General features: G+C 66.5%; 25 protein-coding genes. 20 read left to right on the top strand and 5 right to left on the bottom strand.

Annotated features, from left to right (window positions below; genetic code table 11):
* Positions 1-36 precede the first annotated feature (36 nt).
* Positions 37-1,500: an MATE family efflux transporter gene (locus SPDO_RS05815; RefSeq protein WP_088366542.1), complete on the top strand. Its 1,464-nt coding sequence runs from the start codon at positions 37-39 to the stop codon at positions 1,498-1,500.
* Position 1,501: 1 nt separating this feature from the next.
* Here the strand turns inward: SPDO_RS05815 and SPDO_RS05820 are convergent, their stop codons facing one another.
* A complete protein-coding gene (locus SPDO_RS05820) occupies positions 1,502-2,413 on the bottom strand; it encodes a diacylglycerol/lipid kinase family protein (protein WP_088366543.1) in 912 nt (303 codons plus the stop codon).
* A 76-nt stretch (positions 2,414-2,489) separates the two neighbouring features.
* Here SPDO_RS05820 and hemB point away from each other — a divergent pair, with 76 nt between their 5' ends.
* Positions 2,490-3,479, top strand: coding sequence for a porphobilinogen synthase (gene hemB / locus SPDO_RS05825; RefSeq protein WP_088366544.1), 990 nt, complete (start codon positions 2,490-2,492; stop codon positions 3,477-3,479).
* Positions 3,479-4,024, top strand: a complete 546-nt coding sequence (locus tag SPDO_RS05830) for a GNAT family N-acetyltransferase (RefSeq protein WP_088366545.1) — start codon at positions 3,479-3,481, stop codon at positions 4,022-4,024. Before hemB ends, SPDO_RS05830 begins: the two co-directional genes overlap by 1 nt.
* Before the next feature lie 40 nt (positions 4,025-4,064).
* Here SPDO_RS05830 and SPDO_RS05835 read toward each other — a convergent pair whose 3' ends face one another.
* From SPDO_RS05835 to SPDO_RS05850, 4 genes are all read right to left on the bottom strand, one after another.
* Positions 4,065-4,280 carry a hypothetical protein gene (locus SPDO_RS05835; RefSeq protein WP_088366546.1) on the bottom strand — a complete coding sequence of 72 codons (216 nt, stop codon included), beginning with the start codon at positions 4,278-4,280 and terminating at the stop codon, positions 4,065-4,067.
* Positions 4,281-4,345: 65 nt separating this feature from the next.
* The gene (locus tag SPDO_RS05840; protein WP_088366547.1) at positions 4,346-5,599 is read right to left on the bottom strand and encodes an N-succinylarginine dihydrolase; all 1,254 of its coding nucleotides are present in this window, start codon (positions 5,597-5,599) and stop codon (positions 4,346-4,348) included.
* Between the two features lie 12 nt (positions 5,600-5,611).
* Positions 5,612-6,628, bottom strand: coding sequence for an arginine N-succinyltransferase (locus SPDO_RS05845; protein WP_088366548.1), 1,017 nt, complete (start codon positions 6,626-6,628; stop codon positions 5,612-5,614).
* Positions 6,625-7,824: a hydrolase gene (locus SPDO_RS05850; RefSeq protein ID WP_088366549.1), complete on the bottom strand. Its 1,200-nt coding sequence runs from the start codon at positions 7,822-7,824 to the stop codon at positions 6,625-6,627. Before SPDO_RS05850 ends, SPDO_RS05845 begins: the two co-directional genes overlap by 4 nt.
* A gap of 167 nt (positions 7,825-7,991) precedes the next feature.
* Between SPDO_RS05850 and ndhC the strand changes: the two genes are divergently transcribed.
* The 17 genes from ndhC (at position 7,992) to SPDO_RS05935 (ending at position 26,119) form a co-directional block, all read left to right on the top strand.
* Positions 7,992-8,366, top strand: a complete 375-nt coding sequence (ndhC, locus tag SPDO_RS05855) for an NADH-quinone oxidoreductase subunit A (RefSeq protein WP_088366550.1) — start codon at positions 7,992-7,994, stop codon at positions 8,364-8,366.
* Positions 8,367-8,368: 2 nt separating this feature from the next.
* The gene (locus SPDO_RS05860; RefSeq protein ID WP_088367000.1) at positions 8,369-8,935 is read left to right on the top strand and encodes a NuoB/complex I 20 kDa subunit family protein; all 567 of its coding nucleotides are present in this window, start codon (positions 8,369-8,371) and stop codon (positions 8,933-8,935) included.
* Positions 8,932-9,780, top strand: a complete 849-nt coding sequence (locus SPDO_RS05865) for an NADH-quinone oxidoreductase subunit C (protein WP_088366551.1) — start codon at positions 8,932-8,934, stop codon at positions 9,778-9,780. The genes SPDO_RS05860 and SPDO_RS05865 overlap by 4 nt, the downstream gene beginning before the upstream one ends.
* 92 nt (positions 9,781-9,872) lie before the next feature.
* Positions 9,873-11,039, top strand: a complete 1,167-nt coding sequence (locus tag SPDO_RS05870) for an NADH-quinone oxidoreductase subunit D (RefSeq protein WP_088367001.1) — start codon at positions 9,873-9,875, stop codon at positions 11,037-11,039.
* Positions 11,039-11,734, top strand: coding sequence for a complex I 24 kDa subunit family protein (locus tag SPDO_RS05875; RefSeq protein ID WP_088366552.1), 696 nt, complete (start codon positions 11,039-11,041; stop codon positions 11,732-11,734). Before SPDO_RS05870 ends, SPDO_RS05875 begins: the two co-directional genes overlap by 1 nt.
* Positions 11,731-13,050 carry an NADH-quinone oxidoreductase subunit NuoF gene (gene nuoF, locus SPDO_RS05880; protein ID WP_088367002.1) on the top strand — a complete coding sequence of 440 codons (1,320 nt, stop codon included), beginning with the start codon at positions 11,731-11,733 and terminating at the stop codon, positions 13,048-13,050. The genes SPDO_RS05875 and nuoF overlap by 4 nt, the downstream gene beginning before the upstream one ends.
* A complete protein-coding gene (nuoG, locus tag SPDO_RS05885; protein WP_088366553.1) occupies positions 13,050-15,050 on the top strand; it encodes an NADH-quinone oxidoreductase subunit NuoG in 2,001 nt (666 codons plus the stop codon). Before nuoF ends, nuoG begins: the two co-directional genes overlap by 1 nt.
* The gene (nuoH, locus tag SPDO_RS05890) at positions 15,047-16,123 is read left to right on the top strand and encodes an NADH-quinone oxidoreductase subunit NuoH (RefSeq protein WP_425441929.1); all 1,077 of its coding nucleotides are present in this window, start codon (positions 15,047-15,049) and stop codon (positions 16,121-16,123) included. Before nuoG ends, nuoH begins: the two co-directional genes overlap by 4 nt.
* A gap of 1 nt (position 16,124) precedes the next feature.
* A complete protein-coding gene (gene nuoI / locus SPDO_RS05895) occupies positions 16,125-16,610 on the top strand; it encodes an NADH-quinone oxidoreductase subunit NuoI (RefSeq protein WP_088366554.1) in 486 nt (161 codons plus the stop codon).
* Positions 16,611-16,649: 39 nt separating this feature from the next.
* A complete protein-coding gene (locus tag SPDO_RS05900) occupies positions 16,650-17,261 on the top strand; it encodes an NADH-quinone oxidoreductase subunit J (protein WP_088366555.1) in 612 nt (203 codons plus the stop codon).
* 8 nt (positions 17,262-17,269) lie between these two features.
* On the top strand, positions 17,270-17,572 hold the full coding sequence (gene nuoK / locus SPDO_RS05905; protein ID WP_076743936.1) for an NADH-quinone oxidoreductase subunit NuoK: 303 nt from the start codon (positions 17,270-17,272) through the stop codon (positions 17,570-17,572).
* 7 nt (positions 17,573-17,579) lie between these two features.
* Positions 17,580-19,682, top strand: coding sequence for an NADH-quinone oxidoreductase subunit L (gene nuoL / locus SPDO_RS05910; protein WP_088366556.1), 2,103 nt, complete (start codon positions 17,580-17,582; stop codon positions 19,680-19,682).
* Positions 19,683-19,728: 46 nt separating this feature from the next.
* Entirely contained in the window at positions 19,729-21,270 is a 1,542-nt protein-coding gene (locus tag SPDO_RS05915) for an NADH-quinone oxidoreductase subunit M (protein ID WP_088366557.1), read from the top strand.
* Positions 21,271-22,731, top strand: a complete 1,461-nt coding sequence (nuoN, locus tag SPDO_RS05920) for an NADH-quinone oxidoreductase subunit NuoN (RefSeq protein ID WP_088366558.1) — start codon at positions 21,271-21,273, stop codon at positions 22,729-22,731.
* A 19-nt stretch (positions 22,732-22,750) separates the two neighbouring features.
* The gene (locus SPDO_RS05925; protein WP_088367004.1) at positions 22,751-23,446 is read left to right on the top strand and encodes a biotin--[acetyl-CoA-carboxylase] ligase; all 696 of its coding nucleotides are present in this window, start codon (positions 22,751-22,753) and stop codon (positions 23,444-23,446) included.
* Positions 23,447-23,457: 11 nt separating this feature from the next.
* On the top strand, positions 23,458-24,258 hold the full coding sequence (locus tag SPDO_RS05930) for a type III pantothenate kinase (protein WP_088366559.1): 801 nt from the start codon (positions 23,458-23,460) through the stop codon (positions 24,256-24,258).
* 223 nt (positions 24,259-24,481) lie between these two features.
* Positions 24,482-26,119, top strand: a complete 1,638-nt coding sequence (locus tag SPDO_RS05935) for a ribonuclease J (RefSeq protein ID WP_169716248.1) — start codon at positions 24,482-24,484, stop codon at positions 26,117-26,119.

The raw sequence follows: 26,119 nt of genomic DNA on the forward strand, positions 1-26,119 counted from the left end.
GGCAAACCGGCATAGCAGGAAGGAAAGGGGGCGGATATGGACGAACCGGGTGCGCAGGTTCACGGCCGTCCCGGTCAGCGTGATCTCACCACCGGGCCGATCGGCTCCGCGCTGCTCCTCTTCGCGCTGCCGACGCTCGCGTCCAATGTCCTCCAATCGCTGAACGGCTCGATCAACACGATCTGGGTCGGGCGCTTCCTGGGCGAGGGGGCGCTCGCCGCCACCTCCAACGCCAACATCATCATGTTCCTGATGTTCGGCGCGGTGTTCGGCTTCGGCATGGCCGCGACGATCATTGTCGGCCAGAGCTGGGGGCGGCGCGATGTGGATGCGGCGCGGCGCGCGTTCGGCTCCGCGATCGGGCTGGTGCTGATGGGATCGATCATCGTCGGCGCGCTTGGCTGGATCTTTGCGCCGCAGATCCTGCGCCTGCTGGCGACGCCGCCCGACGCGTTCGAGCCGGCGCTCGATTACCTGCGCGTCATCTTTCTCGCCTTGCCCGCGTCGATGCTGCTCGTGCTGATGTTCATGGGGCTGCGCGGCACCGGCGATTCGGTCACGCCCTTGTGGTTCATGGGCCTCGCGGTCTTGGTCGATGCCGGCATGAACCCGGTGCTGATCGCCGGCATGGGGCCGTTCCCGCGCATGGGGATCGCCGGCTCCGCCACCGCGACGCTGCTTGCCAACATCGTCGCGCTCGGCGCGCTGGTCGCGTGGATTCGTTGGCGCGATCTGCCGCTGCGGCTGAAGGGCGCGGAGATCCGCTACATCCTGCCCGAGCGCGAGCTGGTGCGCACCATCGTCAGCAAGGGCGTGCCGATCGGCGCGCAGATGCTGGTGCTGTCCGTCTCGGCGCTGACGATGGTCGGGCTGGTCAACCGCAACGGCATCGACACGGTCGCCGCTTATGGCATCGTGCAGCAATTGTGGGGCTATGTGCAGATGCCCGCCATGGCGATCGGCGCGGCGGTATCGGCGATGGCGGCGCAGAATATCGGCGCGGGCCGCTGGGATCGCGTTGCACGCATTACCCGCGCCGGCATCACCTACAACATCCTCATCACCGGCGCGACGGTGGCGCTGGTGCTGCTGTTCGACGGCAACATCATCGGCCTGTTCATTCCCGGCGGCAGCCCGGTCGTGCCGATCGCCAGCCATATCAACCTGCTGGCGACCTGGGGCTTCATCATGTTCGGCGCGACCATGGTGCTGTTCGGCGTGATCCGCGCCAACGGCGCCGTCTGGGGTCCGCTGCTCATCATGACCGTGTCGATGTTCCCGGTGCGGCTCGGGGTCGCCTATGCCTTGCTGCCGATCATCGGCGCGGACGCGCTGTGGTGGAGTTTCCCGGTTGGATCGGGCGCCAATGCGCTGCTCGCCGCGCTATACTATCGCTATGGCGGCTGGCGCGAGGGCGGCCTGCTGGTGCCCGAGGAGCATTGCGAGGAGCGCAGCCACGCCGACATCGAGCCGGCGGGCACGCTGAAGCCCGCCGCCTGATTCAGCTGTCCAGCAGGGCGCCGCGCTCCGCCGGATCGCGCGGCACCATCACGCGGATCGCCTGCGCGGCGATCTTCGCCTCCACCGGCGTGCGTGCCAGCACCTCGCCATCGATCGAGATCGGCAAGGGCGGCCGCGTCTCCACCTTCAGGCTCTTGCCCGAGAAGGTCACGGTGTCCTGATGCCGCGCGGCCAGCCCGAAAAAGCTGGCGAACCAGTTCTTCAGCAAGGTGCGCCGGTACCGGCCGGTGACGGCCTGCACCACGATCTGCCCCGAATCGACCTTTGCCTCGTCCACCAGCCAGGTGCCGCCATGATAGGGGCCGTTGGAGATACGCACCTCCACCACGCGCATCCGCTTCTCCTCGACGCCGTCGTCCACCGTCAGGATGAACGGGCGGAACCGCAGATACTGCAACCCCGCCCAGCCGAGATAGCCGATCCGGCCCAGCACCTTTTTCAGATTGTGCGGCACCGTTTCGGCGATCTGCGGCGACAGGCCCATGGCGGCGCAATTGGCGAAATAATCGCCGTCGATCATGCCAAGGTCGATGCGCTTGGGCACGCCATCAGCCAGCACCTGGATCGCGCCGTCGAGATCGAGCGGCACGCCCAGCGTTCGGGCGAAGCTATTGGCGGTGCCGAGCGGGAGCACGCCCAGGATCACGTCAGGCCCGACCAGCAGGTCGACAAGCCCGCTCACCGTACCGTCGCCGCCGCCCAGGATCACCAAATCGGGCTTCTTCGCCAGCGCCCGCTTCACCGTCCGCTCGAGATGCTCGGGCTTCTCGACCGCATGCGCATCGACCGGAAACGGCAGGCCGTGCAGCCGCTCGCATGCTTGCTTGAACAGCTTCTGCCCCTTGCGGGACTTCGCATTGACGATCAACGCCGCCGACCGGATCTCGCTCATGCGCGCCCAACGCACGGCGCGCCGATTCGCCCCCGTAACGCTTGCGTGACGAAAAGGAGGGGCGCAAGGCAGCGGCATGACCGCGTCTTTCCCCGCCCTGCGCCTGCGCCGAACCCGTGCCGCCGACTGGAGCCGCCGCCTCCATCGCGAGACGATGCTGACCCCGGCCGACCTCATCTGGCCCTTGTTCATCGCCGAAGGGGAGGGCGCCGAGGAGCCGATCGCCAGCCTGCCGGGCGTCTCGCGCTGGTCGGTGGACCTGATCGTCGCGCGCGCGAAGGAGGCGCATGCGCTGGGCATCCCATGCCTCGCGCTGTTCCCCAACACGCCCGGCGCGTTGCGCAGCGACGATGGCCGCGAGGCGCTGAACCCCGACAATCTGATGTGCCGCGCCATTCGGGCGATCAAGCAGGCGGTGCCCGACATCGGTATCCTTACCGACGTCGCGCTCGATCCTTACACCGCGCACGGGCACGACGGCTTGGTCGACGGTCGCGGCTATGTGCTGAATGATGCGACGGTGGAGGTGCTGGTCGGCCAGGCGCTCAATCAGGCGGCGGCGGGCGCCGACATCGTCGCCCCGTCGGACATGATGGACGGCCGCATCGGCACGATCCGCGCCGCGCTGGAGGGGGCGGGGCACCACAATGTCCAGATCATGGCCTATGCCGCCAAATATGCCTCCGCCTTCTATGGGCCGTTCCGCGATGCGGTGGGCAGCCGCGGGCTGCTCAAGGGCGACAAGAAGACGTACCAGATGGATTACGGCAATGCGGAGGAAGCGCTGCGCGAAGTCGCACTCGATCTCGCCGAGGGCGCGGACAGCGTGATGGTAAAGCCCGGCCTGCCGTACCTCGATATCGCGCGCCGCGTGAAGGAGCGGTTCGAGGTGCCGGTGTTCGCCTATCAGGTGTCCGGCGAGTACGCGATGATCGAGACGGCGGTCGCGGCGGGCGCGGCCGATCGCGACGCCATGGTGCTGGAAACGCTCTCCGCATTCAAGCGCGCGGGCTGTTCGGGCGTGCTGACCTATCATGCGGTGCACGCCGCGCGCCTGCTCGGCTGATGCATCCCGCCGCGGTGCCGCCGATCGAAACCGATCGCCTGCTGCTGCGCGCGCCCTTGCCGCAGGACCGCCTGCCGCTCCACGCGATGTGGGCGGATCCGGCGGTGATGGCCGATCTAGCGCCGGTGAAGAATGCCGCCGAAAGCGACGCCTCGATCGCCCGCCACGCTTCCTATGCACCGCTTGGCTTTCGCGCTGTGATCTTGCGCGAGAGCGGCGCGACGATCGGTTTTTGCGGGCTGAAGCCGGGCGCGCCCGAAACGCCGATCGCCGGGATGCTCGAGATCGGCTGGATGCTGGCATTGCCGTACTGGGGTGGCGGCTATGCGCGCGAGGCGGCGGCGGCGGCGATCGCCTGGGGCTGGGCCAATCGCCCGGAAGATACGATCGTTGCGATCACGGCGGCGCAGAACGCCAAGAGCCGCCGGTTGATGGAGCGGCTCGGCATGATGCACGAACCGACGATGACCTTTGATCACGCCAGCTTTGCCGCCGACGATCCGCGCCGCCGCACCGTGACCTACCGGATCGCGCGCCCGTCATGATGTAAGGCGCGCCGACAGGGGGTCGGGCACCCGCCCGCACTCACTCGGCGTTGCGCTCCACCGATTCAAGGATGCGCCCGCCCGCCATGAACACGGCGACGGGGCAGGCCGCGAACAGCAGCCAACCGCCAAATCCCGGATAGTCGCGCAGGTAATGCACGCCGCGCTCGGTGGCGCCCAGCCCCAGGCCGTAGATCACCATAAAGGCCTCGAACTTCGTCTTGATCGTGAACAACCGGGCGATCTTGGTAAACATATCATTAACACAGCAAGAGCCGGGCCAACGGCGGAAAACCGCCATTCAGCACGGCCCATGCTCCGTCAGCTGTCAAGCAATCCGACAAGATCGAGCGTTTCGTACAGCGCACGCCGCGCTGCGATCACCTGCGCCACCACCGCCGGGTCGCCGATCGCATCCGCGGCGATCGCCTCGGGCCAATGCTGCGCGATCACTCCCGCGATCCTGTCCAGCCTGGCGTCATCGACTAGGAAGCGATGATCGACCAGCGCCGGATCACACGCCACGCGCAGCCGCAGGCACGCCGGCCCACCACCGTTCGACATGGATTCGCGCACGTCCACCACCTCGACCGCGCGGATCGGGCCGTTGCCTGCCAGATGCTCCTGTAGCCATGACCAGACGGCCTCGTTCTCGCGCGCCTCACCCGGCACGATCAGCGTCTGCGCGCCCGACGCCGCCGTCACCAGTTGCGCGTTGAACAGATAGGAGCGGATCGCGTCCCCCAGGCTCACGCGCGCGGCGGGCACCTCGACGATCTCGACCGACGGCAGCAGCCGGCGCAGATCCGCATAGAAAGCCTCGCGATCGGCAAACGCCTGTTCGTGCGCGAACAGCACGTGCTCGTTCGCCACCGCAACCACGTCATTGTGGAACGCGCCCGCCGCGATCGCCTCGGGCGATTGCTCGACAAACAACGTACGCGCGGGATCAAGCCCGTGCGCCCGCGCGACCACTTCGGACGCCTCGCGATGCTGCCGCGCCGGGAACGGCCCGCCCGAGACGCCATAGACGAACACCTCGACCCCCGGTGCATCATGCGCCGCGCACAGCCGCATGTGATTGGCCGCGCCCTCGTCGCCGAACGGCGCCGGCACCGGCGGATGAACCGCAAAGCCCTCGTGCGCGAAGGCGAGTTGCAGCTGCGCCAGCGTCGCCGGCCATTCGTGGCTGCGATGCGGCATGGTCACGAGGTTGGCGACGGTCAGGTGGCAGCGCCCGTCCGCCGTATCGGGCGCGGGCGAAACGGTGGCGGCATTGGCGGCCCACATCGGCGAGGCGGAAAAGGCGCGCGCCTTCAGATGCGCCGGCGCGGCGGCATAATCGGTGTGCAGCGCCGCCAGCCAGTCATGATCGGGGCGGGGGTGCGGCAACAGCACGCCCTGCGCCAGCCCCAGTGCGAGATTGGCGCGCATCTTCGCCACCCCCTGCAACGCGGCGGCACGCGGATGCGCCGTGGCGCCCGCGCTTCGCGTCGCGGCAAGATTGCCGGGGCTTAGGCCGGCATAATTGTGGCTCGGCCCGACGATGCCGTCGAAATTAATTTCCTGGATCATGCCGCCTCTCGCTCAGACCCGCGCGACGTGCAGCACGGTCGATTGCGCATCCGCCCCGATCGCGGCGGCGCAATCGGGATCGATCACGATTTCCCCATCGGCGCCGCGCACCGTGCCGAAGGCGCAGCGGAAGTCGGACAAGCGCCCGTGCGCCACCAGCGCCTCGGTGCCGGCATCGCGCCCGATCGCCGCGACGCGCGCTTCCTGCGCGTCGCGAATTGAACGGACAGCATCGATCCGCGCCGTCATCGTCGGCCCGCCGTCGAAGATGTCGACGTACTTCTCGAACGCGAACCCCTCATTCTCCAGCATCCGCATCGCCGCGCGGCCGGACGGGTGGGGCAGGCCGATCGCGGCGCGCGCCGTTTCGGACAGCATGGCGGTATAGATCGGATGCTTGGGCATCAGGTCGGCGATGAACTGATGCCCGTGGATCGCATTGAACGCGTCCGCATCCTGGAAATTCATCCCGAAGAAGCGCCCCGCCAAGCCGTCCCAGAAGGGCGAGCCGCCCGCCTCGTCAATCACCCCGCGCAATTCGGCGAGGATCCGGTCGCCGAACCGCTGGCGGTGCGCCTTGATGAACAGATAGCGGCTGCGCGCCAGCAACAGGCCGAGCCCGCCCGCGCGCTCGCCGGGGTGCAGGAACAGCCCGCCGACCTCGCTCGATCCTTCGAGATCGGTGGTCAGCGACAGCATCTCGGCGCGGAACGTCCGGTCGAGCTCGCGGCTGTGCTGCGTCAGCATGCTGATACGATAGCTGTAAAAGGGGTGCCGCTGCCCGACCTGGGTGAAGATCTGGCAGGTGCCGCGCACCTCACCCGTTGCGGTGTTTTCCAGAATCAGGACGAACAGATCGTCCTCCACGCCCTCTTCCTCGCGCGCGAAGGCGGCGTGGCTGCGCTCCAGCTTGGCGCGCAGCGCGCTGCGATCGGGCGGCAGGTTGGTGAAGCCACCCCCGGTCAGCTTCGCCATCTCGTACAGATGCGCCAGATCCTCGTCGCGCGCCGCGCGAACCACGAAAGTCACAAGCCGTTCTCCGCCAGTCGCAGGATGGTGATCGTGGACAAAGCGGCGCGTTCGGCCAGGCTGTCGACGATCAGATATTCGTCCGATGAGTGGATCGCCCCGCCGCGCACGCCCATGGTGTCGATCACCGGCGTGCCGGCGGCGGCGATGTTGTTGCCGTCGCACACGCCGCCCGTGTCGCGCCAGGCGATCGGCAGGCCCATGTCCGCGCCGACCGACTGCACCAGATCGAACAAGCGCTGCGCGCCCGCGTCGATCGGCTTGGGCGGGCGGTTGAAGCTGCCATGCACCTCGATCGACACATCGTGCGCGGCGGCGACGTCGGCGACGGCCGTATCGATCGACGCCCGCGCGCGATCGATCTCGGCGAGGTCCTTCGGCCGAAAGTTGACCCGCAGCACGGCAAGGTCGGGCACCACATTGTTCGGCCCGCCGCCATCGATCCGCGCCGGGTTCACCGACAGCCGCGGGCTCTTGGCGGCGTTCAGCGCCAGCGCCAGCGCAGCGGCGGCGACGATCGCGTTGCGTCCGTCCTCGGGATTGCGCCCGGCGTGTGCCGCGCGGCCCCGCACCACGATCGAGAAATTGCCCGTTCCGCCGCGCGCGCCCGCCAGCGTGCCGTCCGGCAGCGCCGGCTCGTATGTCAGCGCCGCGAGCTTCCCCCGCGCGGTCGCCGCGATCAGCTCGGCCGACGAGAAGGAGCCCGTCTCCTCATCGGAATTGATCACGACGTCATAGCCGATCGGACAGCCGACCGCCTCCACCGCTTCGAGCGCGGCGAGCATCACGGCCAGCCCGCCCTTCATGTCGGCGACGCCCGGCCCGTTGATCGTGCCGTCCGGCCGATCGGTCAGCGTCTGAAACGGGTGATCCGCCGGATAGACCGTATCCATATGCCCGGTCAGCAGCAGGCGTCGTTGTGCATCGGGGCGTACCGATAGGTGCAGATGCTGGCCGTGCGGCACCGCCGAGACGCTGCCGTCGGTACCCACGCGCTCGGCCGCGCTCGCCGCGACCAGCCGCAATGTGCCGGGCAGGGCGCCGAAGTCGCGCGCCAGCATCTCGGCCACCTGCGCCAGCCCGTCGATATTGCCCGTGCCGCTGTTCACTGCCGACCAGGCGCGCGTCCGCTCAAGCATGGGTGAGGCATGCGCCGCCGCCACCGCCTGTTCCTCGCGTTGCGTTAAAGCTGTCATGCCGCCGGTTGCTAGCCGAAGGCCCGACACGCGGCCACCCCTTGCCAGATGCGAGTGATTCTCACCGGCCCCATGCCTTGCCCCGCCAGCCCGGCGGGCCTAAAGCGCCCCCGTTCCGTTCGCCCTGTTCCGATCGCCTGTGCGAGAAAAGCCCCGAAAGAGCGCCGATGGTTGACCTGTCGCAATACCTGCCGATCCTGATGTTCCTCGGCGTGGCCCTCGTGCTTTCGTCGGCGTTCGTGTTTCTGCCCATGGCCGTTGCGCGGCTGACCGGCGCGCACAAGCCTTCGGTCGAAAAGCTGAGCGAATATGAGTGCGGCTTTCCCGCATTCGAAGACAGCCGCGCGCAATTTGACGTGCGTTTCTATCTTGTTGCAATTCTTTTCATCATCTTTGATCTCGAGGCCGCGTTCCTATTTCCGTGGGCGGTCAGCGTGTTTGATCTCGGCTGGACGGCCTGGATCAGCATGATGATCTTTATCGGCGAGCTTGCGCTCGGCCTTGTTTACGCCTGGAAAAAGGGCGCACTGGATTGGGAATGACCATGCACTCCGGCCCCGTAGAATTGCCGCGCGACGCCCGCCCCATTTCGAGCGGCACGGGCCTCGTTCAGCCCGATCCCGGCTTCTTCAACGATCTGAACGGCGAACTGACCGACAAGGGCTTTCTCGTCACCTCGACCGAGGAGCTGTTCCAGTGGGCGCGCACCGGCTCGCTGTGGTGGATGACGTTCGGCCTCGCCTGCTGCGCGGTGGAGATGATCCACGTCAACATGCCGCGCTACGATCTGGAGCGCTTCGGCGCCGCGCCGCGCGCGTCCCCGCGCCAGTCGGACGTGATGATCGTTGCCGGCACGCTGTGCAACAAGATGGCCCCGGCGCTGCGCCGCGTGTACGATCAGATGTCGGAGCCGAAATACGTCATCTCGATGGGCTCGTGCGCCAACGGCGGCGGCTATTATCACTATAGCTACAGCGTCGTGCGCGGCTGCGACCGCGTGGTGCCGGTCGACATCTATGTCCCGGGCTGCCCGCCGACCGCCGAGGCGCTGCTCTACGGCATCATGCAGCTGCAGCGGAAGATCCGCCGCTCGGGGAGCATCGAACGGTGAAGGCGCCGGCACCCCGCTGGGCCTATGAGCTCAACGACGCGACGCTCGATGCGGCGCGTTCCGCCATTCCGAACGGGCTGAAGGACGCCTTTGCGCACGTCGGCGAGATCCAGCTGCACGTCCACCGCGATCACCTGATCGCGGCGCTGACGGCGCTGCGCGACACGCCTGGCCTCGAATATCAGCAGCTGATGGACATCGCCGGGGTTGATTACCCCGATCGCGGCGAGGAGCGGTTCGAGGTGGTCTATTGCCTCCTCTCGCTCACCCGCAACCATCGCCTGCACGTCCATGTGACCGCCAGCGAGGACACGCCGGTGCCGAGCGTGACCGAGCTGTGGCCGGTCGCCGGCTGGTACGAGCGCGAGGTGTACGACATGTACGGCGTGCTGTTCGCCGGCAACCAGGACCTGCGCCGCATCCTGACCGACTATGGCTTCCGCGGCCACCCGCAGCGCAAGGACTTCCCGCTGACCGGCTATGTCGAGCTGCGTTATTCGGAAGAAGCGAAGCGCGTGGTGTACGAGCCCGTGCAGCTCGCGCAGGATTTCCGCACGTTCGATTTCACCAGCCCGTGGGAAGGCGCCGAATACGTGCTGCCGGGTGACGAAAAGGCCGCGTTGCCGCAGGCCAAGGGTGCGCCGACGCCGGTGACGGCGGAGCAGATCCGCAAGGCTGGCGACGATCAGTCGGACAAGAAGCCGGCCGATGCGCCCAGCCAGCCCTATGCCAAGGAAGACGCGGAAAGCACCGCCGAAACCGGCGCGGGCAACCCGCACCCCAACGCGACACCCAAGCCATCCGACCCCGATGTCGTTCCCGGCAAGGGAGGGCAGAACCAGTGACCGATACGCTCGTAGACCCCAACGTCGATCCCGCCGTCGCGAAGACCGTCGGCGCGCTCGATGACGCGCACGACACCCATGGCGATGTCGCGATCCAGAACTACACGATCAACTTCGGCCCGCAGCACCCCGCGGCGCACGGGGTGCTTCGGCTCGTCATGGAGCTCGACGGCGAGATCGTGGAGCGGATCGATCCGCACGTCGGCCTGCTGCATCGCGGCACCGAGAAGCTGATCGAATACAAGACCTATGCGCAGGCGATCCCCTATTTCGATCGCCTCGATTATTGCTCGCCGGCGTGCATGGAGCACAGCTTCGTGCTGGCGATCGAGAAGCTGCTCGACATCGAAGTGCCGCTGCGTGCGCAATATCTGCGCGTGTTCTTCGCCGAGCTGACGCGCATCTCGAATCACATGCTGAACCTCGGGTCGCACGTCATGGACGTGGGCGCGATGACGCCGAACCTGTGGCTGTTCGAGATTCGCGAGGATTGCTACGGCTTCCTGGAGCGCGCGACCGGTGCGCGCATGCACCATAATTATTTCCGTCCCGGCGGCGTTCACCAGGACGTGCCGCTGAAGCTGCTGACCGACATCGCGGAATGGCTCGACACGCGCCTGCCGCGCCTGTTCGAGGATGCGATCAGCCTCGTCGCCGACAACCGCATCTTCAAGCAGCGAAACGTCGACATCGCGGTGGTGAGCCGCGACGACGCGATCCGCTGGGGCTTCTCGGGCCCGATGATCCGCGCCGCCGGCATTCCGTGGGATCTGCGCAAGCAGCAGCCGTACGACGTGTACGACCGGATGGATTTCGAGATCCCGGTCGGCACCAAGGGCGATTGCTACGATCGCTTCATGGTGCGCGTCGAGGAAGTCCGCCAGTCCGCGCGGATCATGAAGCAGTGCCTGGCTGAAATGCCCGAAGGGCCGATCGCCTCGCTCGACCGCAAGGTGGTGCCGCCCAAGCGCGCCGAGATGAAGCAGTCGATGGAAGCGCTGATCCATCACTTCAAGCTCTACACCGAGGGCTATCACGTCCCCGCGGGCGAAGTGTATGTCGCGACCGAAAGCCCCAAGGGCGAATTCGGCGTGTTCCTGGTCTCGGACGGCAGCAACAAGCCGTACCGGTGCAAGATCCGCCCGACCGCCTTCTCGCACCTCCAGGCAATGGATTTCATGAGCCGCGGCCACATGCTTGCGGACACCACCGCCATTCTCGGCGCGATGGATATCGTTTTTGGTGAATGTGACCGCTGATGGCTGACGCACCCCAGATCCCAGACGAGGCAGAGGTTCGCGCCCGCTGGGGCAATTTCCAGTGGACCGACGAAAGCCGTGAAAAGCGCAATGCGATCCTCGCGCGCTATCCGGCCGGTCGCGAGCAGTCCGCCTCGATCCCGCTGCTCGACCTCGCACAGCGCCAGGTCGGCGCCGAGACGCAGACGCAAGGCTGGCTGCCCGTGCCCGTGATCGAGTTCGTCGCGCGCGAGATCGGCGTGGCGTACATCCGCGTGTACGAGGTTGCGACCTTCTACACGATGTTCAACCTGGCCCCCGTCGGCCGCTTCCACGTGCAGGTCTGCGGCACCACGCCGTGCATGCTGCGCGGGTCGGACGACGTGATGGCGGCGTGCAAGAACAAGGGGCTGATCAAGGGCAAGACCACGCCCGACGGCCTGTTCACGCTGACCGAAGTCGAATGCTTGGGCAATTGCGCCTCGGCCCCGATGGTGCAGATCAACGACGACAATTACGAAGACCTCGATTACGATCGCACGATCGCGATCCTCGACGCGCTGGCACGCGGCGAGCAGCCCAAGGCGGGGACGCAGGAGCCGGGCCGCCACACGGTGGAGCCGCTTGGCGGGCCGACCACGCTCACCGCGATGGTGAACGAGAATCACGATTACCGTTCCGAGTGGAACGCGCCGGCCGTGGGAGCGAGCGCATGAGCGTCATCACGTCCCTAACGGACAAGGACCGCATCTTCACCAACCTCTACGGCTATCAGCCGTGGACGCTGCAGGCCGCCCGCCAGCGCGGTGATTGGGACAATACCAAGGCGCTGCTCGATCTCGGGCAGGACAAGATCATCGACGTGATCAAGGCCTCGGGCCTGCGCGGTCGCGGTGGCGCGGGCTTCCCGACCGGCACCAAATGGTCGTTCATGCCCAAGACGCCGAGCCCCGAGCGGCCGAGCTTCCTGGTCATCAACGCCGACGAGTCCGAGCCCGGCTCGTGCAAGGACCGCGAGATCATCCGCCACGATCCGCACAAGCTGATCGAGGGCGCGCTGGTCGCCGGCTTCGCGATGCGCGCGCGCGCCGCGTACATCTACATCCGCGGCGAATATATCCGCGAGGCCGAAACGCTCTTCGCCGCCGTGCAGGAGGCGTATGACGCCGGTCTCGTCGGCAAGAACGCCTGCGGCTCGGGCTACGACTTCGACGTCTTCGTCCATCGCGGCGCTGGCGCGTACATCTGCGGCGAAGAAACCGCGATGATCGAGAGCCTCGAGGGCAAGAAGGGCCAGCCGCGCCTCAAGCCGCCGTTCCCGGCGGGTGCGGGGCTTTATGGCTGCCCGACGACGGTCAACAACGTCGAGAGCATCGCGGTCGCGCCGACGATCCTGCGGCGCGGTGCGGAATGGTTCTCCAGCTTCGGCGCCGAGAACAACAAGGGCACCAAGCTGTTCCAGATCAGCGGGCATGTCGAAAAGCCCTGCGTGGTCGAGGAAGCGATGAGCATCCCGTTTCGCGAGCTGATCGAGAAGCATTGCGGCGGCATTCGCGGCGGCTGGGACAATCTCCTGGCCGTCATCCCGGGCGGCTCGTCAGTGCCGCTGGTGCCGGCCAAGGAGATCATGGACGCGCCGATGGACTTCGACGGCCTGAAGGCGGTCGGCTCGGGCCTCGGCACCGCGGCCATCATCGTCATGGACAAGTCCACCGACGTGGTCCGCGCGATCAGCCGCATCTCGTACTTCTACAAGCACGAGAGCTGCGGCCAGTGCACGCCGTGCCGCGAAGGCACCGGCTGGATGTGGCGCGTCATGGAGCGGCTGCGCACCGGTGACGCCGAGATCGGTGAGATCGACATGCTCCAGCAGGTCACCAAGCAGGTCGAGGGCCACTCGATCTGCGCGCTGGGCGACGCCGCGGCCTGGCCGATCCAGGGCCTCATCAAGCATTTCCGCCCCGAGCTGGAACGCCGCATCACCGAACGTCAGGGCGGCGGTCTCGCCCCCATGCAGGAAGCTGCAGAATAATGCCCAAGCTTAAGGTAGATGGGATCGAGGTCGAGGTGCCCGCCGGAGCCACCGTGCTCCAGGCGTGCGAGGCGGCTGGCAAGGAAATCCCGCGTTTCTGTTATCACGAGCGGCTGAGCATCGCGGGCAATTGCCGCATGTGCCTGGTCGAGGTGAAGCCCGGCCCGCCCAAGCCGCAGGCGTCGTGCGCGCTGCCGGCGGCGGACAACCAGGAGGTCTTCACCACCACGCCGATGGTGAAGCATGCCCGTGAGGGCATCATGGAATTCCTGTTGATCAACCACCCGCTCGATTGCCCGATCTGCGATCAGGGCGGCGAGTGCGATCTGCAGGATCAGTCGATCGCCTACGGCCGCGGCCAGAGCCGGTTCCAGGAGAACAAGCGCGCCGTCACCGAGAAGTACATGGGCCCGATCGTCAAGACGGTCATGACCCGGTGCATCCAGTGCACGCGCTGCGTCCGCTTCGCCGAGGAAGTATCGGGCGTGGAGGAAATCGGCGCGATCTATCGCGGCGAGAACATGCAGATCACCTCCTATCTCGAAGAGGCGGTGACGAGCGAGCTCAGCGGCAACGTGGTCGACCTGTGCCCGGTCGGCGCGCTGACCAGCAAGCCGTATGCCTTCGAGGCGCGGCCGTGGGAGCTGAAGAAGACGCTGACGATCGACGTCATGGACGCGGTCGGCACCAACATCCGGCTCGACAGCCGTGGCCGGCAGGTGCTGCGCGCGGTGCCGCGCATCAACGAGGACGTGAACGAGGAGTGGGCGACCGACAAGACGCGCCACGCCGTCGATGGCCTGGTGCGCCGCCGGCTCGACCGCCCCTATGTGCGCCGCGACGGCAAGCTCGTGCCCGCAAGCTGGGACGAGGCGTTCGCCGCGATTGCGGACGTCGCCAGGACCGCCGGTGACAGCGTCGCCGCCGTGGCGGGCGACATCGTCGATTGCGAGACGATGTTCGCGGCCAAGGCTTTGCTCAAGTCGATGGGCTCGTCGCTGCTCGAAGGGCGGCAGACCGGCATGACGTACGATACGTCGAGCCTCGCCGCGGTGAACTTCAACACCACCATCGCGGGTGTGGAGCGCGCGGACGCGATCCTGCTGGTCGGCACCAACCTCCGCTGGGAGGCGAGCCTCGTCAACACGCGGGTGCGCAAGGCGATCAAGCGCGGCGCCAAGGTGTGGGCGATCGGCCCCGAGACCGAGCTGACCTACAAGGTCGAGTGGCTCGGCGACGATCTGGCCGTGCTGGGCGATCTGCCTGAGGCGGTGACCGAGGCATTCGGCAAGGCCGAGCGGCCGGCGGTGATCGTCGGCGGCGCCGCGCTGAAGGGTGCGCAGGGCGCCACGCTTGAGCTCGCCAAATCGCTGAACCTCGTGCGTGACGGCTGGAACGGCTACAATGTCGTGCACTTCTCCGCCGCGCGCATGGGTGGGCTGATGCTCGGCTATGCACAAAAGGACGGGATTTCAGCGCTTCACGGCGCGAAGCTCGCGTTCTTCCTTGGTGCGGACGAGGCGGACTTCGCCAAGTTCACCGGATACAAGGTCTATATCGGCCACCACGGCGACAAGGGCGCGGCTGCGGCCGATGTCGTGCTGCCGGGCGCAAGTTATGCCGAAAAGTCGGGCACCTACGTCAACCTCGAAGGCCGCGTGCAGCGTGGCAATCGCGCGGTATTCCCGCCGGGCGATGCCCGTGAGGATTGGACGATCCTGCGTGCGCTGTCGGAGCGGCTGGGCAACGTCCTGCCGTTCGACACGATCGAGGAACTGCGTGCCGCCATGGCGCTCGACTGCCCCGATCTTGCTCAAGAGGGTCTGGTGACCTTTGCCTGGAACCCGCCGTCGCTCGGCACCGAGGCGCAGGGCGTGCTCGCCGGCTATCCGATCAAGGACTTCTACCTGACCAACGCCATCTGCCGCGCCTCGCCGACGATGCAGCGCTGCTCGGCCGAGCTCGTGCACGGCGAAACCTTCGCGGAGGCCGCGGAATGACCGCCTTCTTCCAAGACTTCAATCTGTTCGGCCTGTCGGCGCTTCACATCACGATGAGCTACGGCTGGGCGTGGTTCCTCGCCACGCTGATCGGCATCCTCGTGATCGCGCTGCCGCTGATGCTCGCCGTCGCGATGATCATCTATGCCGATCGCAAGATCTGGGCTGCCATGGCGCTACGCCGCGGCCCCAACGTGGTCGGCCCGTTCGGCCTGCTGCAATCCTTCGCGGACGGCCTCAAGGTCTTCCTGCAGGAAACGATCGTTCCGGCAGCGGCCAATCGCGGCCTGTTCCTGCTCGCGCCGATCATCACCTTCACCGTGGCGCTGATCGTCTGGGCGGTGGTGCCGTTCGACATCGGCGTGGTGCTCGCCGACATCAACGTCGGGCTGCTCTACGTCCTCGCGGCGTCGTCGCTCGGCGTGTACGGGATCATCCTCGCGGGCTGGTCGTCGAACTCCAAATATCCGTTCTTTTCCGCGATCCGCGCCGCGGCGCAGATGGTCAGCTATGAAGTCGCGATCGGCTTCATCCTGATCTCGATCGTGATGTGGGCGGGATCGTTCAACCTCACCTCGATCGTCGAGGCGCAGCGTGGCGTCCTGAACACGCCGGTCAACGGCTTCTTCCTGAACCCGCTGCTGTTCCCGATGGCGGTGATGTTCTTCATCTCGTCGCTCGCGGAAACGCAGCGCGCACCGTTCGACCTGACCGAGGCGGAATCGGAGCTCGTCGCGGGCTACCAGACCGAATATTCGTCGATGAGCTTCGCGCTCTACTGGCTTGGCGAATATGCCAATGTCATTCTGATGTGCACGCTCAACGCGACGTTGTTCTGGGGTGGCTATCTGCCGCCGCTCGACTGGGCGCCGCTGTATTACGTGCCGGGGATCATCTGGCTGTTCGCCAAGATCCTGTTCTTCTTCTTCTGCTTCAGCTGGGTGAAGGCGACGGTGCCGCGGTACCGCTACGACCAGCTGATGCGGCTGGGCTGGAAGGTGTTCCTGCCGGTCTCGCTGTTCTGGGTATTCCTCGTGTCCGGCGTGCTGATGCTGAACCGGGTTGGGATCTGATATGGGTATCGCATCGACGATCAAGGCTTTCACGCTCTGGGAGTTCGTGAAGGCGCACGCCTTGACCTTGAAGTATTTCTTCAAGTCCAAGGCGACGATCAACTATCCGTTCGAGCGCAATCCGGTGTCGCCGCGCTTCCGCGGCGAACATGCGCTGCGCCGCTATCCCAATGGCGAGGAACGCTGCATCGCGTGCAAGCTGTGCGAGGCGGTATGCCCGGCACAGGCGATCACGATCGAGGCCGAGCCCCGCGACGACGGCAGCCGCCGCACGACGCGCTACGACATCGACATGACCAAGTGCATCTATTGTGGCCTGTGCCAGGAAGCGTGCCCGGTCGATGCGATCGTCGAGGGGCCGAACTACGAATTCGCCACCGAGACGCGCGAAGAGCTGATCTACGACAAGGCCAAGCTGCTCGATAACGGCGATCGCTGGGAAAGCGCCATCGCGGCGAACCTTGCCGCCGACGCGGCATACCGATAGGCGGCGCGCGATGATTCAACGGCTTTCAGGGGTGGCGGCATGATCCAGGCCATCGCCTTCTACATTTTCGCGATCGTCGTGCTGGTTTCCGGCGCGATGACGATTGCCTCGCGCAATCCGGTGCACAGCGTGCTGTGGCTGATCCTGGCGTTCTTCAACGCGGCGGGGCTGATGGTCCTGGTCGGCGCCGAGTTCATCGCGATGCTGCTCGTCATCGTCTATGTCGGCGCGGTCGCGGTGCTGTTCCTGTTCGTGGTCATGATGCTCGACATCGACTTCGCCGAATTGCGCGCTGGTTTTGTTCGTTATTTCGGCATCGGGCTGGTGCTGGCGGTCGCACTGGTGTGCGAGATCCTGATTGCAGTCGGCGCATGGAGCGCGGGCGGTGTCGATCTTGCCCGTCGCGGCGCGCCGGTGGATCCGACGATCCCCAACATCCAGGCGATCGGCAACCTGCTCTACACGCGCTATCTCTTCGTGTTCGAAGGCGCGGGGCTGGTGCTGCTGGTCGCCATGATCGGCGCGATCGTGCTGACCCATCGTCAGCGCCAGGGCGTCCGCCCGCAGAACATCGCGCAGCAGGTGGCGCGCCGTCCGCAGGACGCGACGCGCAACATGCGGCCGGAAATCGGACAGGGGGTGCAGCTGTGAACGGGTCGATCGGGCTCATCCACTATCTCGTCGTGGCGGCGCTGCTGTTCACGATGGGCGTGCTGGGCATCTTCCTCAATCGCAAGAACATCATCGTCATTCTGATGGCGATCGAGCTGATCCTGCTGGCGGTGAACATCAATCTCGTCGCGTTCAGCGCGGCGCTGGGCGATCTCGTCGGCCAGGTGTTCGCGATGTTCGTGCTGACCGTCGCCGCCGGCGAGGCGGCGATCGGGCTGGCGATCCTCGTCATCTTCTTCCGCGGCCGGGGCTCGATCTCGGTTGACGATCCCAGCCGGATGAAGGGCTGAACGACCCGTGACCTCGATCCTCTTCATCGTCTTCCTGCCGCTGCTCGCGGCGATCGTCGCGGGCTTCGGCAACAAGTCGATTCCCGGCACCGTCGCCAAGGGCATCACCACCGGTGCGCTGTTCGTGTCGTGCGCCTTGTCGTGGCCGATCTTCATCGGCTTCATGACCGGCGGCATGGCAGCCAGCGTCACGCCGGTGCTGCACTTCATCACCTCGGGTTCGTTTGACGCATCCTGGTCGCTGCGCGTCGATGCGCTGACCAGCGTCATGCTGGTGGTGATCACCAGCGTGTCGGCGCTCGTCCACCTCTATAGCTGGGGCTATATGAGCGAGGACCCGGATCAGCCGCGCTTCTTCGCCTATCTGTCGCTGTTCACCTTTGCGATGCTGATGCTGGTGACGGCCGACAATCTGATCCAGATGTTCTTCGGCTGGGAAGGCGTCGGTCTCGCCAGCTATCTGCTGATCGGTTTCTGGTTCAAGAAGCCGAGCGCGCAGGCCGCCGCGATCAAGGCGTTCGTCGTCAACCGCGTCGGCGACCTTGGCTTCATGCTCGGCATCTTCGGCACCTATCTGGTGTTCGACACCGTCTCGATCCCCGCGATCCTTCAGGCCGCGCCCGGCATGGCCGGTTCGACGATCGGCTTCCTCGGCTATCGCTTCGACACCATGACGGTGCTCTGCCTGCTCTTGTTCGTCGGCGCGATGGGCAAGTCGGCGCAGCTCGGCCTCCACACCTGGTTGCCGGACGCGATGGAGGGGCCGACCCCAGTATCGGCGCTGATCCACGCCGCGACCATGGTCACCGCGGGCGTCTTCATGGTCTGCCGCCTGTCGCCGATGTTCGAGGCATCGCCCACCGCGCTGACCTTCGTCACCGGTATCGGTGCCGCGACCTGTCTGTTTGCCGCAACGATCGGCACGACGCAGACCGACATCAAGCGCGTGATCGCCTATTCGACCTGTTCGCAGCTCGGCTACATGTTCTTCGCCGCGGGCGTTGGCGCCTATGGCGCAGCGATGTTCCACCTGTTCACGCACGCCTTCTTCAAGGCTTTGCTGTTCCTGGGTGCCGGCTCGGTCATCCATGCGATGCACCACGAGCAGGACATGCGCTTCTACGGCGGCCTGCGTAAGCACATCCCGATCACCTTCTGGGCGATGCTGCTCGGCACGCTCGCGATCACGGGCGTCGGCATCTATGGCGTGGGTGGTTTCGCCGGCTACCATTCGAAGGATGCGATCCTCGAAGTGGCCTGGGCGTCCGGCCGCGGGCAGGGTGCCTTCTGGGTCGGGACGATCGCGGCCCTGCTGACGAGCTTCTACTCCTGGCGTCTCATGTTCCTCACCTTCTGGGGCAAGCCACGCTGGGCCGGGTCGGAGCATATCCAGCACGCGGTTCACGACGCGCATCATCACGATCACCCGGTCCAGGATGCGGACGACCATGCTGCCGAGGCGCATGGTGGCGGCGTCGCGCACGAGGATGCCGGCCATTCGCCGCACGCGCACGGCCCCGACGCGGAGGAAGTGCCGACGGGCACCGGCGGGTATCACCCGCACGAAAGCCCGCTGGTCATGCTGATCCCGCTGATCGTGCTGTCGCTCGGTGCGGTGTTCGCCGGCTTCGTCTTCCATCACTGGTTCATCGAGCCGGAGGCGGGAGAGACGTTCTGGCGCGGCAGCCTGTTCTTCAACGAACATCTGATGCACGAAATGCATGCCGTGCCGCTGATGGTGAAACTCGCCGCGACGATCGTGATGCTGATCGGCCTGTTCGGCGCGTGGATGGCCTACATCCGCCGCACCGACCTGCCGAAGCGGTTCACCACGACTTTCGACGCGCTGTACGATTTCATTGCGCACAAATGGTATTTCGACGAATTGTACCACCTGCTGTTCGTCCGGCCCGCCTTCGCGATCGGACGGCTGCTGTGGCACAAGGGCGACGAAGGCACGATCGACCGCTTCGGCCCGAACGGGTCGGCGTGGGTGGTGGCACTCTCCAGCCGCGTCGCCGGCCGGGTGCAGACGGGGTACGTCTATACCTATGCCTTCGTCATGCTGATCGGTCTGACCGCCGCGGCAACCTGGGTGATCGCAGGATGAGCCTCACCCCATTCCTTATCTGCTCAGGGCGAACGGACGTTAACGCGTGACTTCCTTCCCGATCCTTTCGCTGATGCTCGCGATCCCGGCCATCGCCGCGGTCGTCTGCCTCTTCCTGTCCGCGCAGAGCGCGCGCTGGCTCGCGCTGGGCGCGACGCTCGCCGATCTCGCGCTCGGCGTGATCCTGTGGCTCAGCTTCGACGTGGGCGGCGCGCAGTGGCAGTTCGTCGAATATGCCCCGCTGTTCGGCCGCTTCGCCTGGGCGCTCGGCATCGACGGCTTCGCGCTGCTGCTGATCGCATTGAGCGTCTTCCTGATGCCGATCTGCATCGGCGCCTCGTGGCAGGCGATCGAGAAGCGCGTGCCGGAATATATGGCGGCGTTCCTGCTGACTGAGGTGCTGATGATCGGCACCTTCGCGGCGCAGGATATCTTCCTGTTCTACATCTTCTTCGAAGCCGGCCTCATTCCGATGTTCCTGATCATCGGCATCTGGGGCGGCGCGAACCGCATCTACGCGTCGTACAAGTTCTTCCTGTACACGCTGCTCGGCTCGCTGCTGATGTTCATCGCGATGCTCTACATGAGCATCACCGCCGATACGACGTCGATCCCGGCGCTGATGAATTACGACTTCCCGCCCGAGGTGCAGACCTGGCTGTGGCTCGCCTTCTTCGCCTCCTTCGCGGTGAAGATGCCGATGTGGCCGGTCCACACCTGGCTGCCCGACGCGCACGTGCAGGCGCCGACGGCGGGCTCGGTGATCCTGGCGGGCGTGCTGCTGAAGCTCGGCGGTTACGGCTTCCTGCGTTTCAGCCTGCCGATGTTCCCGGAGGCTTCGGCGCAGCTCGTCTGGCTGGTGTTCGGCCTCAGCGCGGTGGCGGTGATCTACACCAGCCTCGTCGCGCTGGTGCAGTCCGACATGAAGAAGCTGATCGCTTATTCGTCGGTCGCGCACATGGCGATCGTTACCATCGGCCTGTTCGCGTTCAACGCGCAGGGCATCGAGGGTGCGATGCTGGTGATGCTGGGCCACGGGCTCGTCTCGGGTGCGCTCTTCCTGTGCGTCGGCGTGATCTACGATCGCCTGCATACCCGCGAGATCGCGCGCTACGGTGGCCTTGCGAACAACATGCCGCGCTACGCCATCCTGTTCCTGCTGTTCACCATGGCCTCGATCGGCCTGCCGGGCACCAGCAACTTCCCGGGCGAGTTGCTCGCGCTGATGGGCACCTATCAGGTGTCGACCACGATCGCGCTGCTCTGCACCACCGGCATCATCCTGGGCGCGGCGTACATGCTGTACCTGTACCGCCGCGTCGTCTGGGGTGAGATCAAGTCCGACGAAGTCCGCGCCATGCCCGACCTGTCGCGCCGCGAGCTCTGGCTGCTCGCGCCGATCGCCGCCGTGGTGATGTGGATGGGCGTGTATCCGGAAAGCTTCATCGCGCCGATGCGCGCCGATACCCAGCGGCTGCTCGCCCGCATCGAGCGTGCCCAGCCGGTGAGCGACTCGCGCCCGACGCCCGGCACCGGGATCGTTCCCGCCGCCCATGCTGAACCTATCGCGCACGGGGAGGCGCACTAAATGACCTACGCATCGCAGGTCGCGATGACCCTTCCCGAGATCGTGCTGGCGCTCGGCGCGCTGGCGCTGATGCTGGTGGCTGCCTGGGGCGGTCCGTCGTCGACGCGCGCCGTGTCGTGGACCGCGGTGGCGGTGCTCGGCGGCGCGTGCCTCGCGCTGATCGGCCCCGCGACGAGCGGCCTGTCGGCATTCGACGGCATGTATCATGCGGACGCCTTCGCCGGCTTCTCCAAGGTGCTGATCTACATCGCGGCGGCGGTGGCGATCCTGCTCGCGCCGAGCTTTTTCGAGCGCACGGCGGGTGACGATCTGCGCCCCGAATATCCGGTGCTGATCCTCCTCTCGGCGATCGGCATGGGCATCATGGTGTCCACCGGCGACCTGCTGACGCTTTACATCGGCCTCGAGCTGCAGAGCCTTGCGGCGTACGTCCTCGCCAGCTTCATGCGGCAGGACCAGCGCTCGGCCGAGGCGGGGCTGAAGTATTTCGTGCTCGGCGCGCTCGCCAGCGGCATCCTGCTCTACGGCATCAGCCTGGTGTACGGCTTCACCGGCTCCACGCTCTTCTACGAGATCGCCGGCGCCTATGCCGCAGCCCCGCTGTCGGGCGACGGCAAGTCGATCGGGCTGATGTTCGGGCTCGTCTTCGTGTTCGCGGGCATCGCGTTCAAGATCAGCGCCGTACCGTTCCACATGTGGACGCCCGACGTTTACGAGGGCGCGCCGACCCCGGTAACGGCGTTCTTCGCCTCCGCGCCGAAGGTCGCCGCCATGGGCCTTGCCGCCCGCGTCGCGATCGAGGCGATGGGCCCGGCCGAAGCGCAATGGCGCCAGATCGTGATCTTCGCGGCGCTCGCCTCGATCATCTTCGGTGCGGTCGCCGCGATCGGGCAGAGCAACATCAAGCGCCTGCTCGCCTATTCGTCGATCAACAACGTCGGCTTCGCGCTGATCGGCCTGGCCGCCGGTACGCCGGAGGGTGTCGCCGCGGTGCTGACATACATGGCGATCTACGTCGTCATGACGCTCGGCTCGTTCCTGGTCGTGCTGCAGATGCGCGCGTCGGACGGTCAGCCGATCGAGACGATCGCGTCGTTGTCCGGCCTGTCGCGCACGCGCCCCGGTCTGGCCGCTGCGCTCGCCATCTTCATGTTCAGCCTCGCCGGCATCCCGCCGCTTTTCGGCTTCTGGGCGAAGTTTGCGGTGTTCGATGCGGCGGTGCGCGCCGGGCTCTTCCCGCTCGCGGTGGTGGGCATCGCGGCGAGCACGATCGGCGCCTATTATTACCTCCGCGTCGTCAAGACGATGTACTTCGACGAGCCGACCGCCGAGTTCGGCGAAGGCGACAAGCTGGAGGGCGGCCTGATCGCCGCTGCTGCCGTTGTCGTCTCGCCGCTCGGCTATCTCGCCATCCCGCTGCTCGGCGGCTGGACCATGGCAGCGGCGCAGGCGCTGTTCTGAGGGCAGCGCGCTGGCTCGCATCCTGACGGTCGGCGAGACCGGCTCCACCAACGCCGATCTCCTCGCGCTCGCCAGCGAGGGCGAGCCGGAAGGCACCTGGCTGCGCGCGGAGAAGCAGACCGCCGGGCGCGGCCGTCAGGGCCGCGCGTGGAGCTCGCCCGCGGGTAATCTCTTCGCCAGCACGCTGGTGCGCGCGCGACCTGGCGACCCGTCGCCCGCCTCGCTCGCCCTCGTCTGCGCCGTCGCGCTGGCCGAGACGATCGCGACCCTCGGCTGCCCGGCAGTGACGATCAAATGGCCCAACGACCTGCTGCTCGATGGCGCCAAGCTGTCGGGCATTCTCCTGGAGCGGCAGGGCGACGCGATCGTCGCGGGCTTCGGCGTCAACCTCGCCAGCCATCCTTCGATCGAGGGACGCCGCACCGCCAGCCTTGCCGGGCGGTTGTGGATCCACTCCGCCGAGGAACTTTACCAGCACCTCACCACCGCTTTCGCGCGCTGGCTGCACCGCTGGCGCACCGAGGGGCTCGCCCCAGTGGTCGCGCAATGGGAGGCGCATGCCCACCCGCCCGGCACGCCGCTCAACGCCAATCTGGCGGATGGCAGGACGATCACCGGCGCTTACGATGGCCTTGCGCCCGATGGCGCGCTACGGCTGCGCTTGGCGGATGGGCGCGTGCATGTCATCCATGCGGGCGATGTGTTCCTGGTTTAACGGAGAGGTCGATGCTGCTCGCGATTGATGCGGGGAACACCAATGTCGTCTTTGCGCTGGTCGCGATCGGCGAGGGCGGCGGGCGCGAGATCAAGACGCGCTGGCGCATCGCCACCGATCCGCGCCGCACCGCAGACGAATATGCCGTGTGGCTCAGCCAGCTGATCGCGCTGGAGGGGTATCAGCGGTCCGACGTGGAGGGCGTGATCATCTCCACCGTCGTCCCGCGTGCCATGCACAATCTCGAAGTGCTCTCGACCAAATATTTCGGCCACGATCCGCTCATCGCCGGCCGCCCGCCGGTGGAATGGGGCGTCGCGCTCGACGTCGACGAGCCGCAGAGCCTCGGCGCCGATCGCGCGGTTAACACCATCGCCGCGCACGCGCTCCATCCCGGCGACCTGATCGTCATCGACTTCGGCACCGCCACGACGCTCGACGTGTCGGACTTCAACGGCGCCTATAAGGGCGGCATCATCGCGCCGGGCATCAACCTGTCGCTCGATGCGTTGGTCAATGCCGCCGCCAAGCTGCCGCGCATCGCGATCGAGGCGCCCAAGGCGCACGTCGGCGTGATCGGCCGCAACACCGTCGATCAGATGAACATCGGCGTTTATTGGGGCTATATCGCGATGATCGAAGGTCTGGTCACGCGCATGAAGGCGGAGATCGGCCGCCCGGCCAAGGTCGTCGCGACCGGCGGCCTCGCCACCTTGTTCGAGCAGCATACGAACGTCTTCGACGCGATCGAGCCCGATCTTACCATCCAGGGGCTGGCGATCATGTGGGAGCGCGCCCATATCGGGCATTGAGATTCAAGCGTCATCCCGGCCTTGCGCCGGGATCCAAGGTGCCGCGAGCGCTTCGCTCCGTTTGAGCCCCCAGCGCTCGCGGAGGGATGGATCCCGGATCGGGTCCGGGATGACGAAGAGATTGGGGAACAGCCTCTCCCATACAAAGAGGCTCCGAAAGTATGGCGCCTACCCGCGCCTGCACCCACGGCATCGTCGCGGGTGACCATCAAGGACGACTGTGATTTCCAAGAACAACGAACTTCTCTTCTGCGCCCTCGGCGGCTCGGGCGAGATCGGCATGAACGTAAACATGTACGGCAGCCGCGGCCGCTGGGTCATGGTGGATTGCGGCGTAACTTTCGCCGATCACCAATATCCCGGCATCGATCTCGTGCTGCCGGACCTCAGCTTCATCGAGGAACAGCTCGACAGGCTCGACGGCATCGTCATCACTCACGGGCATGAGGATCACATCGGCGCGCTGCCGTATCTCGCCGACGAACTCGGCGTGCCGATCTACGCCACCCCCTTCACCGCCGGGCTCATCCGCCACAAGCTGGAGGAGGAGCGGATCGCCGACCGCATCAAGCTGCGCGTGATCCAGCCCGGCCAGGGCTTCAAGGTCGGCCCGTTCGGCTTCGAATTCGTGCCCATGTCGCACTCGATTCCCGAAGCGAACGCGCTGCTGATCGACACGCCGGCCGGCCGTGTCTTCCATACCGGCGACTGGAAGCTTGATGCCGATCCGGTGATCGGCAAGCCGGCCTCGGCCGAACAGCTCACCGCGATCGGCGACAAGGGCATCGACGTGCTGGTCTGCGATTCGACCAACGTGTTCAACGCCGAGGCGTCGGGCTCTGAGAGCACCGTGCGCACCGGCCTGATGGAAACGGTCGCTAAGGCGCGCGGCCGCGTGCTGGTGACGACCTTTGCGTCGAACGCCGCGCGGCTCCAGACGCTGGGCGAGGTGGCCGAGGAAACCGGCCGCGCCTTGTGCGTCGCGGGCCGCTCGCTCGATCGCATCATCAAGGTGGCGAAGGCGTGCGGCTATCTGCGCGATTTTCCCAACACCATCTCGCCCGACGAAGCCATGCGCCTGCCGCGCAACGAGGTGCTGATCGTCGCCACCGGCGGGCAGGGGGAGGAGCGCGCCGCGCTCGCCCGCGTCGCCGCCGGTAGCCACCCGATCAAGCTCGATTCGGGCGACACGGTGATCTTCTCGTCCAAGCAGATCCCCGGCAACGAAGTCGCCATCGGCCGCATCCAGAATGCGCTCGCCGGCAAGGGCGTGAAGATGGTGACCGAAAAGCAGGCGCACGTCCACGTCTCCGGTCACCCCGGCCAGCCCGAGCTTGCCGCGCTCTACGGCTGGCTGCGGCCCAAGCTGCTGGTGCCGGTCCACGGCGAGATGCGCCACCTGATGGAGCATGCCCGCTTCGGCCAGGCGCAGGGCATTCCCAATGCGCTGGTACAGACCGACGGCGATCTCGTCCGTCTGGCCCCCGGCAAGGCCGAGAAGATCGGCCATGCGCAGGTCGGTCGCCTCGTCCTCGACGGCGACGTGATCCTGCCCGCCGACGGTGCGACGATCAACGAGCGTCGCCGCCTCGGCCTCTACGGCCAGATCTCGGTCGCGGTTGCCGTTACCAAGAACGGCCGTCTCGCCGGCGCCCCGCAGGTCCGCCTGCAGGGCATCCCGGTCGAGGAAGAGCAGGCCGAGTTCATCGCCGAGGCCGAGGATGCCGCCGCCGAGGCGGTGAAGGGCAGCGCGCGCGACCGCGATCGCCTGCGCGAGGACATCCGCCTGTCGGTGCGCCGCTGCGCCACGCGCTGGACGGGCAAGAAGCCGATCGTCGACGTGCTGCTTCTGGAGGTCTGA

Origin of the sequence: Sphingomonas dokdonensis, from assembly GCF_002197685.1 — a bacterium.
Classification (GTDB): Bacteria; Pseudomonadota; Alphaproteobacteria; order Sphingomonadales; family Sphingomonadaceae; genus Sphingomonas; species Sphingomonas dokdonensis.